Annotated in this window: 21 protein-coding genes; 13 read left to right on the forward strand and 8 right to left on the reverse strand. The window is 67.9% G+C overall.

Annotated elements, in window-relative coordinates:
- The first annotated feature begins 5 nt into the window (after positions 1-5).
- Positions 6-758, forward strand: a complete 753-nt coding sequence (locus E3T54_RS17020) for a hypothetical protein (RefSeq protein ID WP_194088199.1) — start codon at positions 6-8, stop codon at positions 756-758.
- A 90-nt stretch (positions 759-848) separates the two neighbouring features.
- On the opposite strand, the gene E3T54_RS11035 is transcribed toward E3T54_RS17020, so the two are convergent.
- Together E3T54_RS11035 and E3T54_RS17025 are read right to left on the reverse strand one after the other, a co-directional pair.
- Positions 849-1,223, reverse strand: a complete 375-nt coding sequence (locus E3T54_RS11035) for a YccF domain-containing protein (protein WP_134475714.1) — start codon at positions 1,221-1,223, stop codon at positions 849-851.
- A gap of 333 nt (positions 1,224-1,556) precedes the next feature.
- Positions 1,557-2,846 carry an HNH endonuclease family protein gene (locus E3T54_RS17025; protein WP_241977176.1) on the reverse strand — a complete coding sequence of 430 codons (1,290 nt, stop codon included), beginning with the start codon at positions 2,844-2,846 and terminating at the stop codon, positions 1,557-1,559.
- Between the two features lie 326 nt (positions 2,847-3,172).
- On the opposite strand from E3T54_RS17025, the gene E3T54_RS11045 reads away from it, so the two are divergent.
- The 3 genes from E3T54_RS11045 to E3T54_RS11055 all read left to right on the forward strand — a co-directional run bounded on the left by E3T54_RS11045 (position 3,173) and on the right by E3T54_RS11055 (position 5,182).
- A complete protein-coding gene (locus E3T54_RS11045) occupies positions 3,173-3,406 on the forward strand; it encodes a helix-turn-helix transcriptional regulator (RefSeq protein WP_134475715.1) in 234 nt (77 codons plus the stop codon).
- Entirely contained in the window at positions 3,399-4,721 is a 1,323-nt protein-coding gene (locus E3T54_RS11050; protein ID WP_134475716.1) for a type II toxin-antitoxin system HipA family toxin, read from the forward strand. Before E3T54_RS11045 ends, E3T54_RS11050 begins: the two co-directional genes overlap by 8 nt.
- A 149-nt stretch (positions 4,722-4,870) precedes the next feature.
- Entirely contained in the window at positions 4,871-5,182 is a 312-nt protein-coding gene (locus E3T54_RS11055; protein ID WP_134475717.1) for a helix-turn-helix domain-containing protein, read from the forward strand.
- Between the two features lie 72 nt (positions 5,183-5,254).
- Here E3T54_RS11055 and E3T54_RS11060 read toward each other — a convergent pair whose 3' ends face one another.
- Positions 5,255-6,418, reverse strand: coding sequence for a hypothetical protein (locus E3T54_RS11060; protein ID WP_134475718.1), 1,164 nt, complete (start codon positions 6,416-6,418; stop codon positions 5,255-5,257).
- A 52-nt stretch (positions 6,419-6,470) separates the two neighbouring features.
- Positions 6,471-6,797, reverse strand: coding sequence for a type II toxin-antitoxin system HicB family antitoxin (locus tag E3T54_RS11065; RefSeq protein WP_134475719.1), 327 nt, complete (start codon positions 6,795-6,797; stop codon positions 6,471-6,473).
- A gap of 397 nt (positions 6,798-7,194) precedes the next feature.
- Between E3T54_RS11065 and E3T54_RS17100 the strand changes: the two genes are divergently transcribed.
- A complete protein-coding gene (locus E3T54_RS17100; RefSeq protein ID WP_198414472.1) occupies positions 7,195-7,503 on the forward strand; it encodes a cupin domain-containing protein in 309 nt (102 codons plus the stop codon).
- Between the two features lie 63 nt (positions 7,504-7,566).
- On the forward strand, positions 7,567-7,698 hold the full coding sequence (locus E3T54_RS17570) for a hypothetical protein (RefSeq protein WP_255452866.1): 132 nt from the start codon (positions 7,567-7,569) through the stop codon (positions 7,696-7,698).
- Positions 7,699-7,879: 181 nt separating this feature from the next.
- Here the strand turns inward: E3T54_RS17570 and E3T54_RS17355 are convergent, their stop codons facing one another.
- The 3 genes from E3T54_RS17355 to E3T54_RS11090 all read right to left on the reverse strand — a co-directional run bounded on the left by E3T54_RS17355 (position 7,880) and on the right by E3T54_RS11090 (position 9,173).
- On the reverse strand, positions 7,880-8,335 hold the full coding sequence (locus E3T54_RS17355; RefSeq protein ID WP_241977177.1) for a type II toxin-antitoxin system YoeB family toxin: 456 nt from the start codon (positions 8,333-8,335) through the stop codon (positions 7,880-7,882).
- A gap of 263 nt (positions 8,336-8,598) precedes the next feature.
- A complete protein-coding gene (locus E3T54_RS11085; RefSeq protein ID WP_134475720.1) occupies positions 8,599-8,925 on the reverse strand; it encodes a type II toxin-antitoxin system HicB family antitoxin in 327 nt (108 codons plus the stop codon).
- Positions 8,922-9,173: a toxin HicA gene (locus E3T54_RS11090; protein ID WP_134475721.1), complete on the reverse strand. Its 252-nt coding sequence runs from the start codon at positions 9,171-9,173 to the stop codon at positions 8,922-8,924. Before E3T54_RS11090 ends, E3T54_RS11085 begins: the two co-directional genes overlap by 4 nt.
- Before the next feature lie 235 nt (positions 9,174-9,408).
- On the opposite strand from E3T54_RS11090, the gene E3T54_RS11095 reads away from it, so the two are divergent.
- From E3T54_RS11095 to E3T54_RS11105, 3 genes are all read left to right on the forward strand, one after another.
- Complete coding sequence (locus tag E3T54_RS11095; protein ID WP_134475722.1) at positions 9,409-10,572, forward strand: exonuclease SbcCD subunit D; 1,164 nt, start codon at positions 9,409-9,411, stop codon at positions 10,570-10,572.
- Positions 10,569-13,523 carry an AAA family ATPase gene (locus tag E3T54_RS11100; protein WP_134475723.1) on the forward strand — a complete coding sequence of 985 codons (2,955 nt, stop codon included), beginning with the start codon at positions 10,569-10,571 and terminating at the stop codon, positions 13,521-13,523. The genes E3T54_RS11095 and E3T54_RS11100 overlap by 4 nt, the downstream gene beginning before the upstream one ends.
- 433 nt (positions 13,524-13,956) lie before the next feature.
- A complete protein-coding gene (locus tag E3T54_RS11105) occupies positions 13,957-14,244 on the forward strand; it encodes a HigA family addiction module antitoxin (protein ID WP_241977178.1) in 288 nt (95 codons plus the stop codon).
- A gap of 93 nt (positions 14,245-14,337) precedes the next feature.
- On the opposite strand, the gene E3T54_RS11110 is transcribed toward E3T54_RS11105, so the two are convergent.
- On the reverse strand, positions 14,338-14,673 hold the full coding sequence (locus E3T54_RS11110; RefSeq protein ID WP_134475724.1) for a hypothetical protein: 336 nt from the start codon (positions 14,671-14,673) through the stop codon (positions 14,338-14,340).
- Positions 14,674-15,123: 450 nt separating this feature from the next.
- On the opposite strand from E3T54_RS11110, the gene E3T54_RS11120 reads away from it, so the two are divergent.
- From E3T54_RS11120 to E3T54_RS11135, 4 genes are read left to right on the forward strand one after another with little or no spacing between them, the layout of a single operon-like run.
- Positions 15,124-16,575 (forward strand): DUF3375 domain-containing protein, encoded by a 1,452-nt coding sequence (locus tag E3T54_RS11120; RefSeq protein ID WP_134475725.1) that lies wholly within the window; start codon positions 15,124-15,126, stop codon positions 16,573-16,575.
- The gene (locus E3T54_RS11125; RefSeq protein WP_241977179.1) at positions 16,572-17,330 is read left to right on the forward strand and encodes a DUF4194 domain-containing protein; all 759 of its coding nucleotides are present in this window, start codon (positions 16,572-16,574) and stop codon (positions 17,328-17,330) included. Before E3T54_RS11120 ends, E3T54_RS11125 begins: the two co-directional genes overlap by 4 nt.
- Positions 17,327-20,689 carry an ATP-binding protein gene (locus tag E3T54_RS11130; protein WP_134475726.1) on the forward strand — a complete coding sequence of 1,121 codons (3,363 nt, stop codon included), beginning with the start codon at positions 17,327-17,329 and terminating at the stop codon, positions 20,687-20,689. Before E3T54_RS11125 ends, E3T54_RS11130 begins: the two co-directional genes overlap by 4 nt.
- Positions 20,689-21,852 carry a Wadjet anti-phage system protein JetD domain-containing protein gene (locus E3T54_RS11135; protein ID WP_134475727.1) on the forward strand — a complete coding sequence of 388 codons (1,164 nt, stop codon included), beginning with the start codon at positions 20,689-20,691 and terminating at the stop codon, positions 21,850-21,852. The genes E3T54_RS11130 and E3T54_RS11135 overlap by 1 nt, the downstream gene beginning before the upstream one ends.
- Positions 21,853-21,878: the final 26 nt, after the last annotated feature.

Here is a 21,878-nt window from a genome sequence, read left to right on the forward strand (position 1 = left end):
TGAGCATGAGCACCACGGAAACGAATGCACGGATGTCCTGGGTCGCGTTCGCGACGGCGGTCGTCACCCTCACAGCCGGTGCGTTTTTCATCGCCATGTTCGTCGTCGAGGTGCCCTTCACCGGGCCCTACAACTACGGCAGAGTCAACGACGCTCTCTCCGCGGTCGGCAACGTCATGGTCGCGGTGCTGGTGTGGCACGTGAGTCGGCCGGCCGAGGGCTCGCTGGGGTCACGCGTCTTCGTGCGCCTCGTCGCTGCCGCGTCGGTCGTCGCGGCGGTCTCCTCGGTCATGCTCGCCCTCGGCCTGCTCGCGTTCGAGGCCCCCACCGTCATCGCGATCATCGCGCTCCTCCTCCAGGCTGTCTGGATGCTGTGGGCGAACACGAGCCTGTACCAACTGGGAATCTTCACCAGGCTGCTCAGCCGGTGCGGTGAGCTGGTGGGAGCCGGACTGTTGATCGGGCTGCTCATCGTGGGCGTCAGCGCGCTGTTTCCGTGGTTGACCGTGCCTCAGGTGCTGACCCTCGGCCTCGGCGTCTTCATCGCCGGCGGAGTCTGGCTCGCCTGGCCGTTCTGGTTCGTCATGCTCGGCGTGCAGCTGCGGAAGAGGCCGGCTGGCACTGCAACTGCTCCTATTGCGCCTGGTGCTGGTGCTGATGCTGGTGCTGGTGCTGGTGCTGGTGCTGGTGCTGGTGCTGGTGCTGATGCACCTGCCACGCGGCGCCGGGGCCGGCGGAGTGCGTCCAACGCCGGTTGATCCGAGCGCACCTGCGACCCGGAGAACTTCTTCCGGCTGAACCAGAACGCGCCGGCGCCGCCCGCCCACGGGAGGCATCCGGCCGATCGCTTACGGCATGTCCACGATCTGCTTGCCGAGCGGCATGAGCGCGACCGGGATTAGCTTGAAGTTGGCGATCCCGAACGGGATGCCGATGATCGTGATGCAGAGCGCGATGCCCGAGACGAGGTGCCCGAGGGCGATCCACCAGCCGGCCAGCACCACCCAGACGACGTTGCCGAGGAGGGAGCCGACGCCGGCGCTTCGCTTGTCGACCACGGTCTTGCCGAACGGCCAGAGTGCGTAGACGCCGATCCGCGCCGCCGCGATTCCCCAGGGAATGGTGATGATGAGCGCGAACATGATCAGCGCCGCCAGCATGTAGCCGAGGAAGAGCCAGATGCCCGAGAGCAGGAGCCAGATGACGTTGAGGATGGTCTTCATAATTACTCCTATTCTCTCAGGTCGCGGCCGGCGGCGGGCGCTCAGCGGCGGCGGGCCGGCGGCCGCAGGCATCCGCGCAGCCCCGTGCGGAGCGCGCGCCGGTGCCGCCCTGTGGCGTACTCAGGAGATCTGGTGTCGGCGGCTGCCGCGGCCGCGGAATCCTGCGGGTGGTCGCGCGGGTTCCCACGGATTCTCCTGAGTTGGCCACACGCCGCTTCCGAGACCTCGCGTTCGAGTCGCCGCACCAAGCCGATCGTGGGCGCATCTCCGGCCAGCTGATCCTCGCCGGAGCAGTCGTACCACGGCGCGCGGCCCTGGCGCTTTCCCTCAGCGCTACCGCTTGTGCCAGCGAGCCCGGTCCGGGCTATTCGCAGTGGTGCCGCAGATCATGGGCGTCCCGATGGACGTCACACCGGTTGCGCCTGCCGGCGCGCAGAATGCCCCGGGGTGGACGACATTGGGCGCGGGCGCCGGGGCGGGAGCCGGAGCAGGCGCAGGCGCTGGGGCCGGTGCGACGGGCTTCGGGGCCGGAGCCGGCACCGGAACCGGCACGGGGACTACCACGACCGGCGCAGGGGCAACCGTCGCGACCGGCTTGGGCGCGGGCTTGGCCACCGGCTTGGGCGCAGGCGCGAATCCCGACGTCAGCGCCGGCTGATTCGGGCAGGTCGACAGGATGCGCGTCATGGCGGCGAATTCGGCTGGGACGACCCACAGGCCATACGTTGCCTTGACCGAGATCTGTCGCGCGACGTACTGGCAGCGATAGGACTTGACCGGGGGCAGCCACGTGGCCGCGTCCCCGTCGCCCTTCTGGGCGTTCGTCCTGCCGTCAACGGCGAGAAGGTTGAGGGGATCGTTCGCGAGCGAGATGCGTTGCGCGGGGGTGAGGCGCTGCGCGCCGGTCTGCCATGCGTTCGAGAGCGCGACGACGTGGTCGATCTGCACCAGCATCGAGGTCGTGTTCCCGCGCACGAAGCTGATGGCCTTGCCCGTGTACGGCTCGGCGAGGGCGCCGCTCAGCACCTTGCAGGGGTCGGAGCGAAGGGTCCTGGTCAGGTCGCGGGTGAGGATGTCGTTGCGGGTGTCGCATCCGTTGCGGTCGACGTCCAGCCACGCGCTGCCGAATTGGGCCGTCCGCGCGTAGCCCGTCTTGGGGGCTCTGCCTTTCACCAGGAGTGTCGCGAGCAAGGCCTGCGCGGTTGTGCGGGTGGCGGTGCGATCGGTGATGACGACGGATGCCGGCTGGGCGGATGCCGCAGTGACGTCCGGATCGACCGGCGCTTCGAGCGTGAACGCGGCCTGAGGTCCCGGTTTCTTCGTCGCCGTCGGCTTGGGGGCGCTCTGCAAAGTGAGGGACGTTGTCGCGTCAGCGTCACTGCCGGCGAGGTCAACGGGAGCGTCGTAGGCGGAGGCGCCAATGCTCGTCGTGACGAGGGCGACGACCAGTGCGGCCGCGGCGATGCCCCGGGACGGGATCCTCGCCCAGGACTTGCGACCGGTGACCAGTGAATACAGGGCTGTGCCGAGGCCGGCCAGACCGGCCATCATCAGCATCCCGGGGAAGCCTGCGGAGGCGCTGCCAACAAGAACGAAGAACGCGATGATGGAGATGACAATCACGGTGCCCGGGCGTGGTCGGAAGCGGTGAGGGCTGGCTGAATCACGGGGCGATGCGGGGTTGGGCAAGGGGCTCCTCTGGCTGACACGGCGTGCGTCTCAAACCTAGGCGCGCAGCGCAGCGCTACAGGCCAACGGGCCTCCCGGTCAGGGCCCCAATACGGGGCGGAATCGTGGTGACTCCGGGCGCCGCTGCCAGGTCGTTCCTGGATTGTGGGCGTATCCGCGGTGCAAGGAGCTATTACCGCAGGGTAATCCGGTATCGCTCATTACCTTTCGGTAATAGTACGCTAGGCTACTACCGTTCGGTAATAACGACGGGAGGCGCGATGATCGCTCAAATCAGGTCGGCGGCCGACCTCGGCGACTTCATTCGCCGCATCCGTCTTCAGCACGGCATGACGCAGGAACAGCTGGCGGCGGCGCTCGGCACGACCCAGCGGTACGTCTCAGAACTCGAAGCCGGAAGGCCCAAGAGAGCCGACGAGCGGTACTTCGAGATTCTGGCACGGCTCGGAATTGCCCTCACGGCGGAGTCGACGTCGCCAGGCGACCATGACTGATCCCGCGCTGCGCGTCGAGCTCTATGGCACCCACGTGGGCGAACTCACGCGTGCATCCCGGGGGCGGGCACTGTTCGCCTGGAGCAACGATGCCATTGCACGCTGGCCCCTGCGATCGACGCCCCTGTCGGCGTCCCTCCCGGTCGGCACCTCGAGCGTCGAAACCACGGAGTCGTTCTTCGGCGCCTTGCTGCCTGAGGGCCGATGGCTCGACCGACTGGCCAACGCCCTGCACGTTGGGAGTAACGACCTGGTCGGCATTTTCGACGCAGTCGGGGCCGACCTCGCCGGCGCACTGACGATAGGTGCGGGCCGCACGGCCGGCGAACCCCGGATGCTCGGCGAAGCCGAACTCGTGGAGTTGCTCAGCCAGGCGGCTGGGTACGTCCTCGGCGGGGGTGGCTCCGCACTGCCCGGCTCCCAGCGAAAACTCACCTTGACGCATGCCGCCGGCGGCTGGATCGCGGGGAACGGAACGCTGGCGTCGACCCATATCCTCAAGCCTGTCGCCGAAGCGGATCGCCATCTCGTCGAGGGTGAGAATTACGTGCTGGGCATCGCTCGCTCGCTGCGGCTCCTCCACTTCGATTCGTGGGTGGAGACCATCGGCAGGTCGCCGGTGCTGGTCATCGAGCGATACGACCGGCGCGTGACGGCTACGGGCATTGAACGCATTCACCAGGAGGATCTGGCGCAGGCGCTTGCGCTTCCCTGGGGCGGGGACGACAAGTTCGAACGAGGCAACCCCGGAGCCAGCCTGGCGGCGGTTGCCGCCGCCCTCGATCGCGACCGCAGTATTTTCGACCGCGGCGAGCCGGACCGCGAGAAGCTGCTTCGATACACGGTGCTCAATGTCGCAGCGGGAAACACCGACGCCCATGCGAAGAATTTCTCCCTTCTCCGATTCGACGATGGCCGTTCACGGCTGGCGCCTTTCTACGATGCCGCACCGCTCGCCCTCGGTTTTGAGGCGCCGCTGGACCTGGCCATGTCGATCAGCGGCGAACGCTTCATCACGCGGGTCACCGTCGATCACCTCGTCGACGAGGCCCGCACCTGGGGTGTCGAGTCATCGCGGGCCCGCGAGGTCATTGCCCAGACCCTGAATGCCGTGATCGAAGCGACGAGGCAGCTTCCCGCACATGAGTCGATCTCGACACACGTCCCGGGCCACATTCGCGGCCAGGCGCAGAATCTGGCAGCGGGAAAGCCGGCGCGCCTCGACACCCCGATGCCCCCGATCCTCATGCCCAGATTGGGCACGCCATCGCCCGCAGCACCTGCCCCGAAACGGTCCGGTCCGGAAGTGCCGTAACCTCGGCGGCGAAGCGACGGATGCCATGGCCCGGTCGCTTGCCCCAGCAGGTCCGTGACCAGAAAGCCACGTGAGGTTTAGAACACACAGGGTTTAGACTGATCAGTCGCAGACGCGCGATACGCCGAGCACCTGGAAGGACTTGCGACATGAGTAGAACTCGTGAAGAGCAGCTGAAGCGCCGCCCGGTAGACGAGACCCGCGTATCTGTGATCGCAGGCGAGCTCCGCCAGGCGGTGCGCACGGCGCGCCTCAAAGAGATACGCAGCGCGCACGCCATCACCCAGACGGCCCTGGCCCAGCAGCTGCATGTCAGCCAGAATCGCGTGTCGCGTATCGAGCGCGGCGACATCGACCGAACTCAAGTTGAAACACTTCGCAGATACATCGAGGCCCTCGGCGGCGAACTCACGATCGAGGCCACCTTTGGAACCGAGCGATACATCCTCACCGGCAAGTAGCGGATCCGTCCGCCGCGGCAGCAGGACGCCGCACCTCCAGAAAGGCCCCGGACGGACGTGTCTGTTCCGCGATCACGACGTCGTCGCGCGCTTCATCGCGTCGATGGCGATCCGGGGCATCAGCGTCAGGTCGGGCAGGTCGGCCGTCGCGAACCACAGCGGCTTGCGCGCGCTCAGAAGGGCGTCGCCATCCGTTGCCCACCGAAACGCCGGCCGCTTCAGCACGAGACGGTAGAGGCGGTCGACCGTGTCCGGGTACGCGGATGCGAGACGTGACAGCACGAAAGCCGGTATCGACTCGTCGGCAAGATAGTCGCGCACGACGATCACACCCTTCGCGCTGGCGCGGGCGGGCGGCCTGCGGTGGGCATCCTCGACCAGGCCATGCTCGCGGTAGAAGGAGGCGCCCTTGACCGGGTGGTGCAGCAGCGCCACATCGTCGGCGTCGAGGAGCTCGGCCGGGAACGTCTGGTAGGCGCGTTCCGCGACCGCGTCGATCTCGGCCGGATTCGTCGCTCCGGGCGACGCGACCAGCGCCAGGGCGGCGCAGTCCCGCAGGTAGCGACGGTAGGCGCTCGCGATCTCCTGTCCGGTGCCCGCGACGGCATCGGAACCGAAGAGCGACAGGAAGACGTCGTGATAGTTGCCCACGATCTCGAGTGCGCGCCGGCGCTTCGCCGGGCTGCGGTATGGCCCGGTGGGATCGCTCTGGATCAACCGGGCGACAATCGCCCCGACGACCAGGCGGTCCCTTTTGGGGTAGAGCTGCTGGATGCCGCTGAGGACCCAGTCGTCACCGATCGGGACCACGCGCGACACAACGTAGCTCCCCCGCGTCGCCGATCGAATCGCGGCCGCCCCCATGGTGGAGTACGTGACGTAGGTGAGGCCATCGACGAGGTTGACGAGCGTCAGCGTGTCGCCTTTTCTCGAGACCACCTGGAAGACTCCGAAAACGGCGCGATCGCGCCAGCTCTCCAAGACCTCGCGGTCTGCCGGCGCGAGGTGCGTTTCGGCCAGGAGATAGGTTTCAAGCACGGTCGCGCCGCCCGGTTCCGCGCGTTCAAACAGGATGCTCTCAACGGCATATACCACCGCATCGTAGTCATCGTCGGTGTGCTCAAACGCCGCCGACACCGCCACGCCCAGCTGGGGTTTGAATTCCGGCCCGACCGCGTAGCCCACCAGCTCGCTCTTGAGAGTGGCGGCGCGATCGACGAGGTTGCGGGAATCCATGCTCACCATTGTCTCCGACAATTCTGCCGCACCCGCCGCTGCTGGGCCGGCTTTATCGAGAGAGCCTCGAGCTCACCAGGCGGTTCAGGCTGACCTTCTCCTCGGCCTCTTCGATCGCGAGGGCGCGATGAAGCTCGGGCGGGATGCGGAGCTTAAACTCGCCGCTGTAGGTCCGGTCGGCGATTGGGGTGGGTACGCGCTCGCCTGATGACTCGAGGTCGGCCACGACATCGGAAACCAGATTTCGGATGCCCAGCAGAGCGTCGACCTGCGCGGCGGCCAGCCACGACAAGGAAGGGAACTCGGCGACGAGTCCAACGAACTCGTCGTCTTCTGCTGACCAGGTCACTCGATAGGTGTAGTGATCCACGTTCTTCATCGCTGATCTCCTTTCCGTATAGCCAACGTTCTTTGGATTCGACCGCATCTGCTCGACCAGATCCTTAACCGAAGCCATAATCAATGGTGTCACTATTGACACCAAAGTGTCAAGGATTCGGCTGCACCGGATGCCGCGGGGCCCCCTCGAACGAGGCGGCCCCGCGCGCACTGCCGGGCGATAATTCCCAGCTGTGGCGGCATCCGTCGCCCACCGAAGGGTTGCGATGCCCCACAGCTGGGAATTATCGACGCGACGGATGCTCTCCAGCGGTCTCAGGGCATGCCGGGCGGCTGCGCGGGCGCCCTTCGCGCTGGCGCGGGGCCGGGCATTCCAAAGCGTCTGGGGTCGGCATACTGTCGGGTCATGCTCGCTGTCCAGGCTCGGAGGAGGAACAATGAGCACGAACCCAGCCAAGATGCCCGGCATTCGCGTGATAACTGTCCGCGATGTCGAGGCCACCGGAGACCCCACGGCGGTGGACCGCTACGTCATTGACAGCAGCGACTCCGGTGGACTGATCGCGGTGGTCGAACACGCACTGGCGCCGCGTGTCCTCGCGGCCCCGATCCACAAGCACAGCAGGGAAGACGAATACAGTCTCGTGCTTGACGGGCGGCTCGGCGTCGTCCAGGACGGCGACGAGGTCGTCGCCGAGCCGGGTCAGCTGGTGTTCAAACCGAGAGGCCACTGGCACACCTTCTAGAATGCTGGAGACGAACCGGTTCGGGTCCTGGAGCTGATCGCACCGGGCGGAATCGAGCAGCTCTTGCACCGGCTGGCCGAACCGGGTGGCGAGTACGACGCGGATGCGCTTCCGACGCTGGCGGCCGAGTATGGCTGCGAGGTCGACGTCGAGGCCACCCACTCACTGGTGGAGCGGCACGGGCTTGCGTTCTGAGACGCGCGGGGGCGACGGGGCTCGCGTCCCCCTGGCGGTCAGTTTCGGCTTTGCTTCCGCGGGCGCAATTCCACGGCATCGACGGCTCCGGTTCAGGATGCGGACGGCCGCGGCCGCAGCCTCACTTAGTAGTGGTATCTGGCGGCGATGATGACGAGTTGGTTCTCCTCGACGACGTAGATCAGTCGGTGATGCGGCGGGACAAGTAGCCGGTGAGCTGGTGCTCGAGCGCCTCGGGTTTGCCGATGCCGGTGAACGGGGTTCGCTGCACGTCGGCGATGAGCTTGTTGATGCGTTTCACCATGGCCCGGTCGGTGGCACCCAGTACTGGTAGTCGCTCCAGCCGGCGTCGCTGAAGGCGATGATCACTCGGCGAGTGGACGTGCCGTCGCGGTGCCGGCCCGGTACTGGGCGATGCGCGATGCGCGATGCGCGATGCCCGAGAGGAGGTGCTCGAGAGGAGGTGCTCGAAGGCGATCCACCAGCCGGCCAGCACCACCCAGACGACGTTGCCGAGGAAGGACCCGACGCCCGCGTTCGGCGTGGCAGCCACGGCCTTGCCGAACGGCCGGAGCGCGTAGATGCCGATCCGCGCCGCCGCGATTTCCGAGGGGATCGTGATGATGAGCGCGAACATGATGAGCGCCGCCAGCGTGTAGCCCGGAGGAGCCAGAAGCCCGAAAGCACGAGCCAGATAACGTTGAGGAGGGTCTTCCTGATTGGTCCCATTGTCTCAGGCTCACGGCGAAGTACGAGGAGTCGGCACGGCTGCTCGACACGACCCTGGCGGGGATCCTGGAAGCCCACCGACGGTAGTCGACAGAGGGAGGCGGGAGGCCCGGTGAGCCTCGGCTTGCCGCATGCAGAGGGCGCCTCGCCTTCGCCCCGAATCCGTGCGGGCTATCGGGAGAGCCTCGAGCTCACGAGCCGGTTCAGGCTGACCTTTTCCTCCGCAGCTTCGATCGCAAGTGCGCGGTGAAGCTCAGGCGGGATGCGCAGCTTGAATTCCCCGCTGTAGGTCCGGTCGGCGAGGGGGGTGGGTACGCGCTCGCCCGATGACTCGAGGTCGGCCACGACATCGGCCGTCAGGTTTCGGATGCCCAACAGCGCGTCGACCTGTACGGCGGCCAACCACGACAACGACGGGAACTCTGCGACAAGGCCGACGAATTCGCTGTCCTCGGCCGACCAGGTCACTCGATAGGTGTAGTGATCAACGTTGTTCATCGCTCGTCTCCTTTTTGCTTGTCAATCGCCTGCAGAACCTGCCGCACCTGGTAGGCCTTTGCTTTGCCGTGATCATTTTGGATGTTCACGCGAGGGTCTCCGTGCCAGGGCATCTTGAAGACCGCGTGGCTGGTGACGGACTGGCGGGCCGAGCCAAAGTAGTGTTCGCACACCTTGCGCACGTCCGCATAGCCAACGTTCTTTGGATTCGACCGCATCTGGTCGACCAGGTCCTTAACCGAAGCCATCACTCATGGTGTCATTATTGACACCAGTGTGTCAAGGATTCGGCTGCACTGATGCCCTGTCTCACCCTCCGCCGAGGCGGCCGGCGTGCGCGAATGTTCGGCCGACAATTCCCAGCGGTGGCGGCATCCGTCGGACCCGGGGGGTTGCGATGCCCCACAGCTGCGAACTATCGACCAGACGGGTCAGATTGCGCTCGGTGGACGCCCTGTCACCGGTCCCCACTACCGTGAAGACATGAAGATCCTGCACACCTCGGACTGGCACATCGGGCGCACGTTCCACACGCACTCGACGCTGGAGCACCTCGGCCAGGTTCTCGCCGCGCTCGTCGAGGTCGTGCGGGAGCGCCAGATCGACGTCGTCGCCGTCGCCGGGGACGTCTTCGACTCGGCCATGCCGTCCAAGGAGGCCTTCACCCTGCTGGCGTCGACGCTGCGAGACATCAAGGCCGCGGGCGCCGCGGTCGTGATGACCAGCGGCAACCACGACTCGGCCGCGCGTCTCGGCTTCCAGGCCGAGTGGGCGAGCCTCGCCGGCATCCACGTCATCACCCGGCACGACCAGTACCGCGAGCCGGTCACGCTAACGGATGCCCATGGCCCGGTTCACTTCTACGGCATCCCGTACCTGGAGCCGGTGCTCATCCGTCACCACTACCCCGACGTGATGCTGAAGACGCACGAGCAGGTGCTCGGTTTCGTGATGGACCAGGTGCGGGAGGACCTGGCCGCCCGCGGCGGGCGGAGCGTCGTGCTCTCCCACTGCTTCGCCGCCGGCATCGCCCCGGCCGCCGAGGCCACTGACGTGGAACGGGACATCACCGCCGGCGGCCTCGACGTCGTCCCGCTCAGCGTGTTCGAAGGGCCGGACTACGTCGCCCTCGGGCACATCCACGGCCGGTCGACGCTGTCCGAGCGCGCCCGCTACTCCGGCGCGCCGCTGCACTACTCGTTCGGCGAGGCCGGCAAGCCCCGGGGAGGGTGGCTCGTGGAGCTGGATGCCGCCGGGCTCGGCCCGCTCGAGTGGATCGACCTCCCCGTGCCGCGGCGGCTGAGCGAGCTCAAGGGCGAGATGGCCGAGCTGCTCGACGACGAGCGCTTCGCCCAGAACGAGGGCGACTGGGTGAAGGCCATCGTGACCGACCAGGTGCGCCCGCTCGACAGCATGAAGAAGCTGCAGGGCCGTTTCCCGCACTGCGTGATGCTCGAGCACCGGCCGGCCATCGTCGTCGACGCGGGCGTCGCCACCTACGCCGAGCGCATCAAGGCGAAGAGCGATCCCGACATCATCGCCGGCTTCCTCGAATACGTGCGCAACGGGGAAGGCCCCACCGAGTTCGAGCGCGAACTCATCGCCGAAGTTCTGAACGAACAGGGAATCCGGCAGGCCAACGTATGAAGATCAAACGCCTCACACTGGCCGGCTTCGGGCCCTACAAGAACAAGCAGGAGATCGACTTCGAGAAGTTCGACGGCGACGGCATCTTCCTGATCACCGGCAAGACCGGCGCCGGCAAGTCGAGCATCCTCGACGCCATCTGCTTCGCCCTCTACGGCCATGTGCCGCGCTACGACGGCAGCGAGCTGCAACTGCGCAGCGATCATTGCGAACCGGATGACCCGAGCTTCGTCGAGCTCGACTTCAGCATGAATGAGCGCGACTACCGCATCTACCGTACGCCCAAGTTCGAACGCCCGAAGAAACGCGGCCAGGGCGCCACCACGTCGCTGCCCGAGGCCAGGCTGTTGATGAAAAACGGCAACGACTGGGAGGGCGTCGCGGCGAAGCCTGTGGATGTCGCCCACGAGCTGGCCCGCATCTTCCCGTTGAAGGAGGACCAGTTCCTCCAGGTCATCCTGCTGGCGCAGAACCGGTTCCAGAAGTTTCTGCTCGCCAAGACCGACGAACGTCGTGCCGTGCTGCGCACGCTCTTCGGCACCTCCCGCTTCGACCAGGTCGAACAATCCCTGATCGCGCGACGCAAGGAGCTGGACTCCCGGCTCGGCGACGTGCAGCGAGCCATCACCGACCGGGCCCGCATCGCGGCGAACCAGCTGCGGCTGGGCGACGACGACGTGCCCCAGAACCCGGGCCTCGACTGGTTCACCTCCGGCCTGGCCGACCTCGAGCGACAGCTCGCCTCGGCGACGTCGCGCGCCGAGGAGGCCGCCGTCGAATTCACCGCAGCGGCCGACCATCATCGGGCGCTGGGCGAGGTCGCGCGACGACAGGCCCGGCGGGACGCCGCCGCGGCCCAGCTTGCCGCGCTGGCCAATCGCGAAGAGACCATAGCCGCCGAGCGAACGGCCCTGTACGCCGCTGCCCGGGCCGCCCGCGTCTGGCCGCAGATCCGCGCCGGGCAGCAGGCGACCGTCGCCCTCGAGAGCGCACTGACCGACGAAACGGATGCCCGCGCCGCTTGGCAGCACTTCCGCCCGGCCGGCGCCGAGCCCGAGACCCACACGTCGCTCAAGCTCGTCACTGAAGCGCTGCTCGGTCGACTCGGCACCCTCGCCGATGCGCTCGGCGACGAACAGAAGCTCCCCGGACTCGACCTCGAGATAGCCCGGCTGCGGGGCCTGGTCGAGGAGCATTCGACGGCTCTGGACGATGCCCAGCTCGTGATCGATGCCCTCCCGCAGCAGATCGAGTCCGTCGGTGTCGAGCATGCCACGGCCGTCCTCGGTGCCGCGCGGAAGGACGAGGCCGCCGCAGCCCTCGAGCGTGTCGAGAGTGCTCTGTTGGCCGCGGAATCCGTCGTGGTTCACGCTGCTGAGGTGCTCGAAGCTTCCCAGGCTGAACTCGTCGCGAGCGGAGAGAATGCCGCCGCCGCGGCCCACCTTGACGCTCTTCTGAACCGGCGCTTCGCCGGCTACGCCGCCGAGCTCGCGTCCCAGTTGGTCGAGGGTGCCCCGTGCTCCGTCTGCGGTTCGGAGAGCCACCCCGCCCCCAGCGTCGGCGAGGCCGATCCGGTCACCGAGGCCGACGTGACCTCCGCACGGAAGGCCGTGACCCTGCGGCAGCAGGCGTTGGCCGATGGCGGCACCGCCGTGCAGGACGCACGTACGCGCCTGGCGCAGGCCGAGGCCCGGGCCGGGAACCGCTCCGTCGAGGACCTCACGGCCGAGCGAGCAACCGCCCGAACTGCACTCGAGGACTCCGAATCCGCAGCCGGGCTCCTGGCCCGACTGGCGCAGGATCTGGTCAACCTGCGTCGGGAGCTGGCAGACGCGAACACAGGTCTCATCGGTTTCCGTGCGACTCGCGATGCATCTGCCGCCGAGCACACCGAACGGGCCGCTCACCGCGAAGCACTCGTCCAGCGCGTGGCAGCCCAGAGCGGCGACTTCGACTCGGTCACCGAACACGTTGACCGACTGAATGAAGAGCTCGAGGCCGCACGTGCCCTCGACGAAGCCCTGGGCGTCAGCCGGGAGCGCGGCACCGTGCGCGTCGCCGCGATCGCAGCCATGACCATGCAGCTGTTGCAAGAGGACTTCGCCGACGAGGCGACCGCCGAAGCGGCGCGTGTTGGCGATGCCGACGCCCAGCGTCGGGAATCGGCCCTGCGCACCCACGACGACCAGATCGCCTCGGCGCGGTCAGCCTTGGTCGATCCGGAGCTCGCCGACCTGCCCGCCGATCCGGTCGACCGGGAACCGGCGCGCGAGGCCTTCGACCTTGCGAGCGCGGCGCGTGACGATGCCATCAGCGCCCGTAGCTCGGTGGGGGAGCGGGTCACCCAGCTCAGTGCCCTCGTGACGGAGGTCACCGCGCAGTTCGCGGCATCCGCTGCGCTGCTGCTGACGCAGACGCAGGTGCGCCAGCTCGCCGACGTCGTGCACGGCGACGAGCCGAACACGAAACGGATCCGGCTGGAAACCTACGTGCTCGCCGCCCAACTCGAAGAAATCGTCGCCGCCGCGAACACCCGCCTGCGCACGATGACGAGCGGGCGGTACACGCTCAAGCACGACGACTCGGCGGAGTTCCGCGGCGCCCAGTCGGGCCTCGGCCTCGTCATTTCTGACGAGTTCACAGGCCGCGCTCGGGCGACCAACTCCCTCTCCGGAGGTGAGACGTTCCTGGCCTCCCTTGCCCTCGCGCTCGGTCTGGCCGAGGTGGTCACGAGCCAGGCCGGCGGCATCACCCTGGACACCCTCTTCGTCGACGAGGGCTTCGGCTCCCTCGACAGCGAGACCCTCGAGACGGCGATGAGCACGCTGGACACGCTCCGCGCCGGTGGCCGAACGATCGGCCTGATCAGCCACGTCGACTCGATGAAGGAGCAGATCCCGGCCAAGCTCAGCATCGTCGTCACCGACCAGGGGCACAGCAAGATCGAGTGAAACCGGGAGCTGGCGCAGACGTGCTGCTGATCCAGTGCGCATTTGGCGAAAGGACATCCCGATGGCCACCCACACGCTTGAGGGGGGCGCCGGGGGTCGGCGGCCCTGCGTAACCGCCAGTTTGTGGCGTGGCTGCGGCAGGTGGATGTGGAGGCCTGGCGGGCGTAAGGCGGCGACGATCCTGCTATCGGCAGAGTAGAAGCTCCGCTATCAGTAGAGTACGAGCCGTTCCTCGCCGTTGCGGTCCGTTGGCGTCGAGGGTCTCTGGCCGCGTTGAGGTTGCCCTGAGGGGTCGCATATCGACCTTCCTGAGCGACGGGAGGGTCGATATGCGACCCCTCACGCGGCAGGTCCACGCCGTCTTGTCGAACGAAGGTGCTCTCGCGCACCGTATGCTCTGGCTATACGTATATCCGGAAGTTACGCTGGGTCGATGATCACGAGAATGACCGGAATGCACAACCCTTCGCACCCGGGTCTGCTCCTTGAGGATTATCTCGGGGAGGTTAGCCTGGCCGAGGCCGCACGGCGCCTCGGCGTTACCCGGGCGACGCTGTCTCGCATCCGCCACGGCCACTCTGCCGTGACGGCGGACATGGCGGTGCGCCTGAGCTTGCTTCTGGGAACGAGCGCGGAACTCTGGCTGGGAATGCAGGGTGCTTACGATCTGTGGAATGAACGGCAGAAGCCACGGCCGGAGGTTCGTCCGCTCGCAGGTTAGGCGTAGCTGGTCGCGGTTAACCGGCGGCGGCCCTCGCTATGGCCAGTACGAGTGTGTGGCTCCAAAAACGAGTGCGAAGCGCTGTAGGGCCGGCTAGACCCTGTGGCGCTCGAAGTACTCTGCGAGGGCAGCCCGCATCACTTCGCTCTGGGGCCTCTTCTGCACGGTGATGAACGTCACCAGTTGTTGGTCGAGTTGTTCCGTCAAGCGGAATGACCGCTTGGGCGATTGATAGCCACGGGCTTTTTGTCCAGAAGTGAGGGTCGGTCGGCCGCGGAGGGCCTTCTCGACCTCCGCTGGGCCGCCGAGCGCGGCCTCGAGGGTTGCACGTCCCTTGGCGGCAGCATCATCCCCGGAGGTGAGGTGCGCATCGGGGCCAAATGACTCGATGCCCTCGGCCCAGTCGCTGCGTTCGTCTCTCTTGGTCATTTCCCTCTCGACTCCTCAACTAGATTCAAGATCTTTCTCCGGGCTTCCATCACGTGGAAGACCGACACATCCGACGGAGGTGTGACCTCCACCATCACTTCGAGCATTCGGCTCCGATCTCGCAACGGGCCGATGTACAGATCGGGGCGACTGTGTTTTGGCATTCTCGGCTCGTCGAAGGACTCCACAACGTCGACGGCATTCAGCATCGCGTGTAGGGCATCCTCTCGGGCGACGCCATGTTTGGCTGCCGACGTCGCCCAGATGAGACCGACTATTCAAGTGTGCGCTCTATGGACGAATTTGTGTAGGACACAAATAAGCATGGACCGCGCTGGCCGGGCGGAAGGGAGCGATCCGCTCACCGTTGTCAGGCCCATGCGGCATGATTTATCGGGGGGCTTCGTTTCCTGCGCCGTCCCCACACCGAGCCGAAGGAGGCCCAGCCGCGTGTCCGCTCTCAGTCAGACGCATGCGCTCGCCCACCTGGTCGAAACGGATGCCACCTGGCGGCTCCTGCGGGCCGACAACGCCCCCGTCATCGCGGCCCTGCTCAGCGAGCATCTCGGCGGCGAAGACCGGCGCCTGCCCACCGACGAACTGCACGAGCGCATCGACCACGACCTCGACGCGCTGCGCGCGCACGGACTCATCCTGCCGCTGAGCGGGCAGGGCTACTGCGCAGAGTGGCGCAAGGCCGGATTCCTCACGCGCCGCCCCGCCGAGGAAGCGCGCGGCGAGACCTTCGAGCTTGCGCCGGGGGCGCTGGGCGCGATCCGGTTCCTGGAGCAGCTCGCCGCTCCCCGGCAGACCGTCACGGAATCCCGGCTGGCCAGCATCGGCGTGCAGCTGGGGCAACTGGCGATCGAGACCGACCCGGATGCGACCCGGCGACTCGAGCAGCTGCACGCCCAACGCGACCGCATCGACGGGCAGATCGAGCGCATCCACGCCGGCGACCTCGACACGCTCGACGCGGCCCGGGCGCTCGAACGGGTGCGGGACATCCTCGCCCAGGCCGAAGAAATCCCCTCCGACTTCGCCCGCGTGCGCGCCGAATTCGAGACCCTCAACCGGGACCTGCGGGCCCGTATCGTCGAGTCCGACGATACCCAGCGCACCGTGCTCGACGAGGTGTTCCGCGGCGTCGACCTCATTGGCGAGTCCGACGAGGGCCGCAGTTTCGCCGGCTTCTCCGCTCTCGTGCTCGACCCCGCGGTCGGCAGCGCCTTCGATGACGACATCGCGCGGGTGCTGGCCCGCGATTTCGCCGGCGACCTCAGCCCTGCCCAGCGCCGCTATCTGCGCCGCTTCATCGGCACCCTGAAGGAACACAGCGGCGAGATCCACGAGGTCATCACCGCCTTCGCCCGCGGGCTGCGCCGCTACGTTCAGTCCCAGGACTACCAGCGCGACCGCGTGCTCCGCGGCCTGCTCCGCACGGCGCTGGCCGCCGGGGTCGAGACGTCAACGAAGAGCAAGCCGTACCAGCCGACGGCGCTGCAGCTCGAGCTCTCGGCGGTGGCGCTCAGCAGCGTCGGCGCCATCCGTCTGCACGACCCAGCTGACCTCGATGCCAGCGCGCCGATCACCGAACACGTGGCCGGCACCGCCGACCTCGAGGCCCTGCGCGCCCTCGCCCGCGCGACAGAGATCGACTTTGCCGAGCTCGTAGACAACGTGAACGACGTGCTCTCCCAGGTGGAGCAGTGCACCGTGCGCGAGGTGCTCGAGCGGCATCCGGCCAGCCAAGGCGTGGCGAGCGTCGTGGGGCTGCTCACCCTCGCCGCGAACCAGGGCACCACCGCCGACGGCATCGAAACCGTGCGGTGGCAGGGCGCCGACGAGCTGGCGCGCGCCGCCGACATTCCGATTTACCGCTTCACGGGGAGACTGCTGTGACCGACGAGTCCGACTTCACGACCGACATTCCCGAGACGGATGCCGCACCGGCGACCGCCCTCTGGCCGGGAGACACCGGCGTGCTCGGCGAGCAGCCCCGCCGCGCCATGCTCGAACTGATCAAGGGTCCCTACCTGTCGGGCGTGAAGGCGCCCGCCCTGTGGTCGGCGCTGCTGGCCGACGAGGCCGGCATCCGTTCGCGCCTGCACGAACTGTTCCTGGAGCTGGTCGTCGACCGGGAGGGCGAGTTCGCGTTCGTGCGCAATGTGAGCACCGCCGAGCTCAAGGTGCCGAGCACCGTGCGCACGGCCTCCCTGACGTTCCTCGACACCGCGATGCTGCTGGTGCTGCGCCAGATGCTGCTCGCCGGGGAGGGCGACGGCCGGGTGATCGTGGGGCAGGAGGACGTCTTCGAACAGCTGCGCGTGTACCGCACGGCCGATCGCGACGAGGCCGACTTCAACAAGCGGCTCAGCTCCACCTGGCTGAAGATGAAGAACACCCTGCGCGTGATTCACCAGGCCGGCGCCGAGGACCGCGCCGAGATCTCGCCCGTGCTGCGGCTGATCGTCGACGCCGAGCAGATCCAGGCGATCGGCGCCGAGTACCGGCGCATCGCCGAGGGCGGCGGGGCGGATGTCGGGGCGGATGTCGGTGGTGCCGTCGATACTGAGGCCAGCGACAGCGACACCGACGGCACCGGCACCACCGACGGCACCGGCACCACCGACGGCACCGAGGAGAGGACCTCATGACGATGCTCGAGATGACCGGCCTCGACGACGCGCCGGGCACCAAGGGTGAGCCGGGCCAGACCGGCCCCATCCACGTGGGCCAGTGGCGCCTGGCCCGGGTCGAGCTGCTCAACTGGGGCACCTTCGACGGGCACCACTCCATCGATGTCGCCCGCAAGGGCCAGCTTTTCACCGGTGCGTCCGGCTCGGGCAAGTCCTCGCTGCTCGACGCGATCGCGACCGTGCTCACGCCAGACAAATGGTTGCGCTTCAACTCGGCCGCCCAGGAAGCCACTGCCCGCAACGACGACCGCAGCCTGGTCAGCTACGTGCGCGGGGCGTGGAGCAAGGAGGCCGACGAGGGCCTCGATCGTGCGGTGAGCACCTACCTGCGCAAGGGCGCGACCTGGAGCGGCATCCTGCTGCGCTTCGAGAACGAACGGGATGCCCCGGTCACCCTGGCGCGAATGTTCCACCTGCGCGGGTCCAGCGTCGACAAGGGCGACCTCAAGGACGCCTGTTTCATCGACCGGGTCGACGTGGGCCTGCTCGACTTCCGCGAGTTCGTGGCATCCGGCATCGATGCCCGCCGGATGCAGAAGGCCTGGCCCGACGCGATCATCACGACCACCGGATCCCACGCGAGGTTCTATTCGCGGCTGGGCCGGCTGCTCGGCATCAGCAACCCGAACGCCCTGCACCTGCTGCACAAGACCCAGTCGGCGAAGAATCTCGGCAGCCTCGACCAGCTGTTCCGCACGTTCATGCTCGACGAGCCGCCCACCTTCGCCCGGGCGAAGACCGCCGTCGAACAGTTCGGCGAGCTCAACCAGGCCCACCAGCACGTGGTCGAGTTGCGCCGGCAGGCCGAGCATCTCCAGCGACTCGAAACGTCGATCGTCGCGTATGAGAGTGCCGCGACGGCGGGCGCGAAGGCCGACCGGCTCAGCGATCTGATCGACCCCTTCCAGGACCAGCTCACCCTGCGCCTCGCCGGTGACGAGCGCGGCCTGCTGCGCTCCCAACAGGCGCGAGCCGCAGAAGATGCCCGCAAAACGGATGCCGCGCTGGCCGAAACCGCCGAACTGCTGCGCACCGCCGAACGACAGGCCCTGCAGCTCGGTGGGTCGGACGCCGCGCAAATGCAGGAGCGCGTGGGCGACGCGGTGAAGGATGCCGCGGCCACCGCCGTGCGCTGGACCCGGTTCGCCGAGGAGCTCACCAGCGTGGACGTCGAGAATGCTCCGCGGAACGGCGAGGAATTCGCCGAGCTGCTCGAGTCATCCCGCCGGGCACTCGAAGAGTCCGCCCCGGCCGCGGCGCACGATCACGACGACAACGAGGAGTACTTCACCGCCACCAGGGAACTCGCCACGATCGACCGCGAGCTGAGGGAGCTGCGCACCCGCAAGAGCAACCTGCCGGCCGCGCTCCTGCTCGCTCGCAAGCGACTTGCCCAGGAGCTCGGCGTCACCGAAGCCGCGTTGCCGTTCGCAGGCGAACTGATCGAGGTGCTCCCGGAATTCGCCGCGTGGAGCGGCGCGATCGAACGGGTGCTCTTCCCGCTCGCCAGCGCCCTGCTCGTGCGCGACGAATACCTGCCCGAGGTGCGCCGCCGCGTGGAGGCCCGCAACCTGGGCGCCCGGCTCGTCTTCGAAGCGGTGCCGGCCATCACCGGGCCGCCCAAGGCGGCCCGTACCGGCCGGTCCCTGCTCCACCGAATCCGGGTGAGCGACGGACCCTTCCACGACTGGCTGCAGACCCGCACGGCCGCCGAATTCGACTTCGCCTGCGTCGACCACCCCGATGAACTCGACGACGTCGACCGGGGTGTCACCCTCGGCGGGCAGGTGAAGAAGTCAGCCCGCCGCTACGAGAAGAACGACCGGCACGAGGTCGACGACCGCAGCCAGTGGATCCTCGGAGCCGACAACGACGCCAAGATCGAACTGCTGCTCGCGCAGCTCCGCGACGCCGAGCGCCGTAAGGGCGAGGCCGGCGCCCGGCTGCATCAGGCGCAATCCGAGCGGGACGCCGCCACCCGGCGCCGCACCGTGCTCGAACGCGTGCTCAGCCTGGACTGGTCCGAACTCGATCGCGCCGCGGCCGACGAACTCGTGCGCGCCCGCCGCCGGCAGCTAGACGCGCTGACCACCGGCAACGCCGAACTCCAGGACGCCATCGCCGCCGAGAGGCAGGCCGGCGAGGCGCACCGGGCGGCGGATTCCCGAGCGCGGGAAGCCGCGCTGAACCTCCGCCAGGTCACCGCGACCCTGGCCGTCGTCGACGCTCTTATCGCCGAACTGCAGGCGCGCACGCAGGGACGGCAGGCCGTGCTGACGGATGCCGACGCAACCTTGCTCGAATCCAGGTACCGCGCCGTGCTGCGCAAGATCGATCGCGGCAACATCGGAGAGGTCGGCCGCAAGGTCAGCGACGCCCTGCACCGGGAATCCAGCGCCGCGCAGGCGCTGCTCCGTGCGGCGCAATCGTCGTTCGTCTCGGCCGCCGAGCTGTTCCGGGCCAAGTGGCCCGCGGCATCCGGCGACCTGACCGCGACCATCGAGGACCGGGCCGGCTACCGGGCGCTGCTCGAGGGAATCGTCGCCCGTGGTCTGCCCGAGCACGAGACGAACTTCCTCAAGCTGCTGCGGGACAAGTCACGCGACCTGATCGGACACCTGGCCTCGGACATCCGCGATGCGCCGAAACTGGTCGTGGACCGCATCGATCCCGTCAATGCGTCGCTGGGCCGCTCGCGCTTTGATGTGGAGCGGTACCTGCGCATCGAGGTGAAGACCCGGCGCACCCCCGAGGTCATGCAGTTCATGGCCGACCTGAAGACCGTGGTCGACGGAGCGTGGAGCGACGAGGACCTCGCCGCGGCCGAACGGCGCTTCGCCGTGCTGAACCAGATCATGAAACGCCTCGCGTCCAGCGACCATGCCGACCGGGCGTGGCAGCGGCGCTGCCTCGACACTCGCGAGCACGTCACGTTCATGGCACACGAGGTCGACCCCGCCGGGCGCACGGTCAACGTGCACGATTCGAGCGCCGGGCTCTCCGGCGGGCAGCGGCAGAAGCTGGTGATATTCTGCCTGGCCGCGGCGCTGCGCTACCAGCTCGCCGCCGACGAGGACGAGCTGCCCTCGTACGCGACGATCATCCTCGATGAGGCGTTCGACAAGGCCGACAGCCGGTACACCCGGATGGCGATGGATGTCTTCATCGAGTTCGGTTTCCACATGATCCTGGCCACGCCGGAGAAGCTGCTGCAGACGATCGAGCCGTACGTGGGCGGGATCACGTCGATCACCAACGCCTCCCGGAAGGACTCGCGCACCGCCGGCGTGACCTTCCGAGTCGACGAGAAGGCCTGATGGCGTTGCCGCGCGGCATGGTGACCGTCGCCGAGGTGCGGGCGCGCGCTCTGAAGCGGGTCGCTGCCGACCAACGCGGCTGGGCTGCCGTCGGCGGTGAGGGTGCCGTGCTCGAGATCGTGCTGCACCCGCCGACCGAGCGGGCCGCCCTCGACGACCAGTCAGCCGCGATCGCCTGGGTGCGCGCCTGGCAGGCGGCGGATGCCGCCGACTCCACGGTCGAGGTCACCTGGGGCGGGCGCCAGTGGTCGCGCCTCGGGGCGCAATCGGTGCCGGAGCGGTGCGTGCTCCGGGGAGCGGATGCGATCGCGGCGTTCGCCGGCGCGGCACCCGGGCGCGAGTGGCGGCTCATGCGCGATCGTGCGGTGCATCTCCGTGACGCATTCGCTGAACAGGCCTCATCCGCGGACGCCCTCGCCGCGGCGATCCGCACGCACGGGCGCACGCTTCAGCTGCTGGCCGAGGCCGACTTCACGACCCTGCTGCTGGTGGTCGCGTGGTTGGCCGAGCATCCGGCATCAGGCTGGCGCATTCGTCAGTTGCCGATTCGCGGGATCGACACCAAATGGCTCGAACGGCACCGCCCGGTCGTCGAGAGCCTGCACGCCGCGGTCAGCGGGAGGGTGTCCCTCGGGCTGCAGGGCGCGCCGAACCTGGTGCGCGTGCGATTTCTCGATCCGGCGCTGCGGCCCGGGGGGCTGTGCGACGTGATCGCGCCGGTCGAGGAGCTGGCGACGCTGGATGTCTCGCCGAGCGTCGTGTTCGTGTTCGAGAACCTCGAAACCATGTTCGCGATGCCCGACCTTCCCGGCGCCGTCGTCGTGCACGGCGGCGGCTACGCGGCCCCACGGCTCGGCGCGATCCCCTGGATCCAGACCGGCCGCGTCGTCTACTGGGGCGACCTCGACTCGGACGGCTTCGCGATCCTGCACGCGCTGCGCTCAAGCTGCGCGGACGTGACGAGCGTGCTCATGGACGAGGAGACGCTCCTGGCGTATCGCGACCTCTGGGTGCCAGAGCCGAAGGCCGCCGCCGGCACCTACTCGACGCTGACCGCGGGGGAGCAGCAGACGCTGGACCGCATCCGTTCGGAGGGAAACATCCGGCTCGAGCAGGAGCGGATCGCCTGGGAGTTCGCGCTTTCGCGGTTGCTCCTCGCCTGATCCCCGGGGGACTCCCTTGCACTTGC

Origin of the sequence: Cryobacterium sp. Sr8 (assembly GCF_004403225.1) — a bacterium.
Lineage (GTDB): Bacteria > Actinomycetota > Actinomycetes > Actinomycetales > Microbacteriaceae > Cryobacterium > Cryobacterium psychrotolerans.

Bases quoted from the DNA above. Each gene is read 5' to 3' on its own strand.
- E3T54_RS11065 (WP_134475719.1), bottom strand. From the start codon at position 6,797: ATGAAGAACGTGGATCACTACACCTATCGAGTGACCTGGTCAGCAGAA.
- E3T54_RS11100 (WP_134475723.1), top strand. From the start codon at position 10,569: ATGAAGATCAAACGCCTCACACTGGCCGGCTTCGGGCCCTACAAGAAC.
- E3T54_RS17100 (WP_198414472.1), top strand. From the start codon at position 7,195: ATGAGCACGAACCCAGCCAAGATGCCCGGCATTCGCGTGATAACTGTC.
- E3T54_RS11085 (WP_134475720.1), bottom strand. From the start codon at position 8,925: ATGAACAACGTTGATCACTACACCTATCGAGTGACCTGGTCGGCCGAG.
- E3T54_RS11095 (WP_134475722.1), top strand. From the start codon at position 9,409: ATGAAGATCCTGCACACCTCGGACTGGCACATCGGGCGCACGTTCCAC.
- E3T54_RS17020 (WP_194088199.1), top strand. From the start codon at position 6: ATGAGCACCACGGAAACGAATGCACGGATGTCCTGGGTCGCGTTCGCG.
- E3T54_RS17355 (WP_241977177.1), bottom strand. From the start codon at position 8,335: ATGTTCGCGCTCATCATCACGATCCCCTCGGAAATCGCGGCGGCGCGG.
- E3T54_RS11050 (WP_134475716.1), top strand. From the start codon at position 3,399: ATGACTGATCCCGCGCTGCGCGTCGAGCTCTATGGCACCCACGTGGGC.
- E3T54_RS11130 (WP_134475726.1), top strand. From the start codon at position 17,327: ATGACGATGCTCGAGATGACCGGCCTCGACGACGCGCCGGGCACCAAG.
- E3T54_RS11045 (WP_134475715.1), top strand. From the start codon at position 3,173: ATGATCGCTCAAATCAGGTCGGCGGCCGACCTCGGCGACTTCATTCGC.
- E3T54_RS11035 (WP_134475714.1), bottom strand. From the start codon at position 1,223: ATGAAGACCATCCTCAACGTCATCTGGCTCCTGCTCTCGGGCATCTGG.
- E3T54_RS11055 (WP_134475717.1), top strand. From the start codon at position 4,871: ATGAGTAGAACTCGTGAAGAGCAGCTGAAGCGCCGCCCGGTAGACGAG.
- E3T54_RS11060 (WP_134475718.1), bottom strand. From the start codon at position 6,418: ATGGATTCCCGCAACCTCGTCGATCGCGCCGCCACTCTCAAGAGCGAG.
- E3T54_RS11135 (WP_134475727.1), top strand. From the start codon at position 20,689: ATGGCGTTGCCGCGCGGCATGGTGACCGTCGCCGAGGTGCGGGCGCGC.
- E3T54_RS11110 (WP_134475724.1), bottom strand. From the start codon at position 14,673: ATGACCAAGAGAGACGAACGCAGCGACTGGGCCGAGGGCATCGAGTCA.
- E3T54_RS11105 (WP_241977178.1), top strand. From the start codon at position 13,957: ATGATCACGAGAATGACCGGAATGCACAACCCTTCGCACCCGGGTCTG.
- E3T54_RS11090 (WP_134475721.1), bottom strand. From the start codon at position 9,173: ATGGCTTCGGTTAAGGACCTGGTCGACCAGATGCGGTCGAATCCAAAG.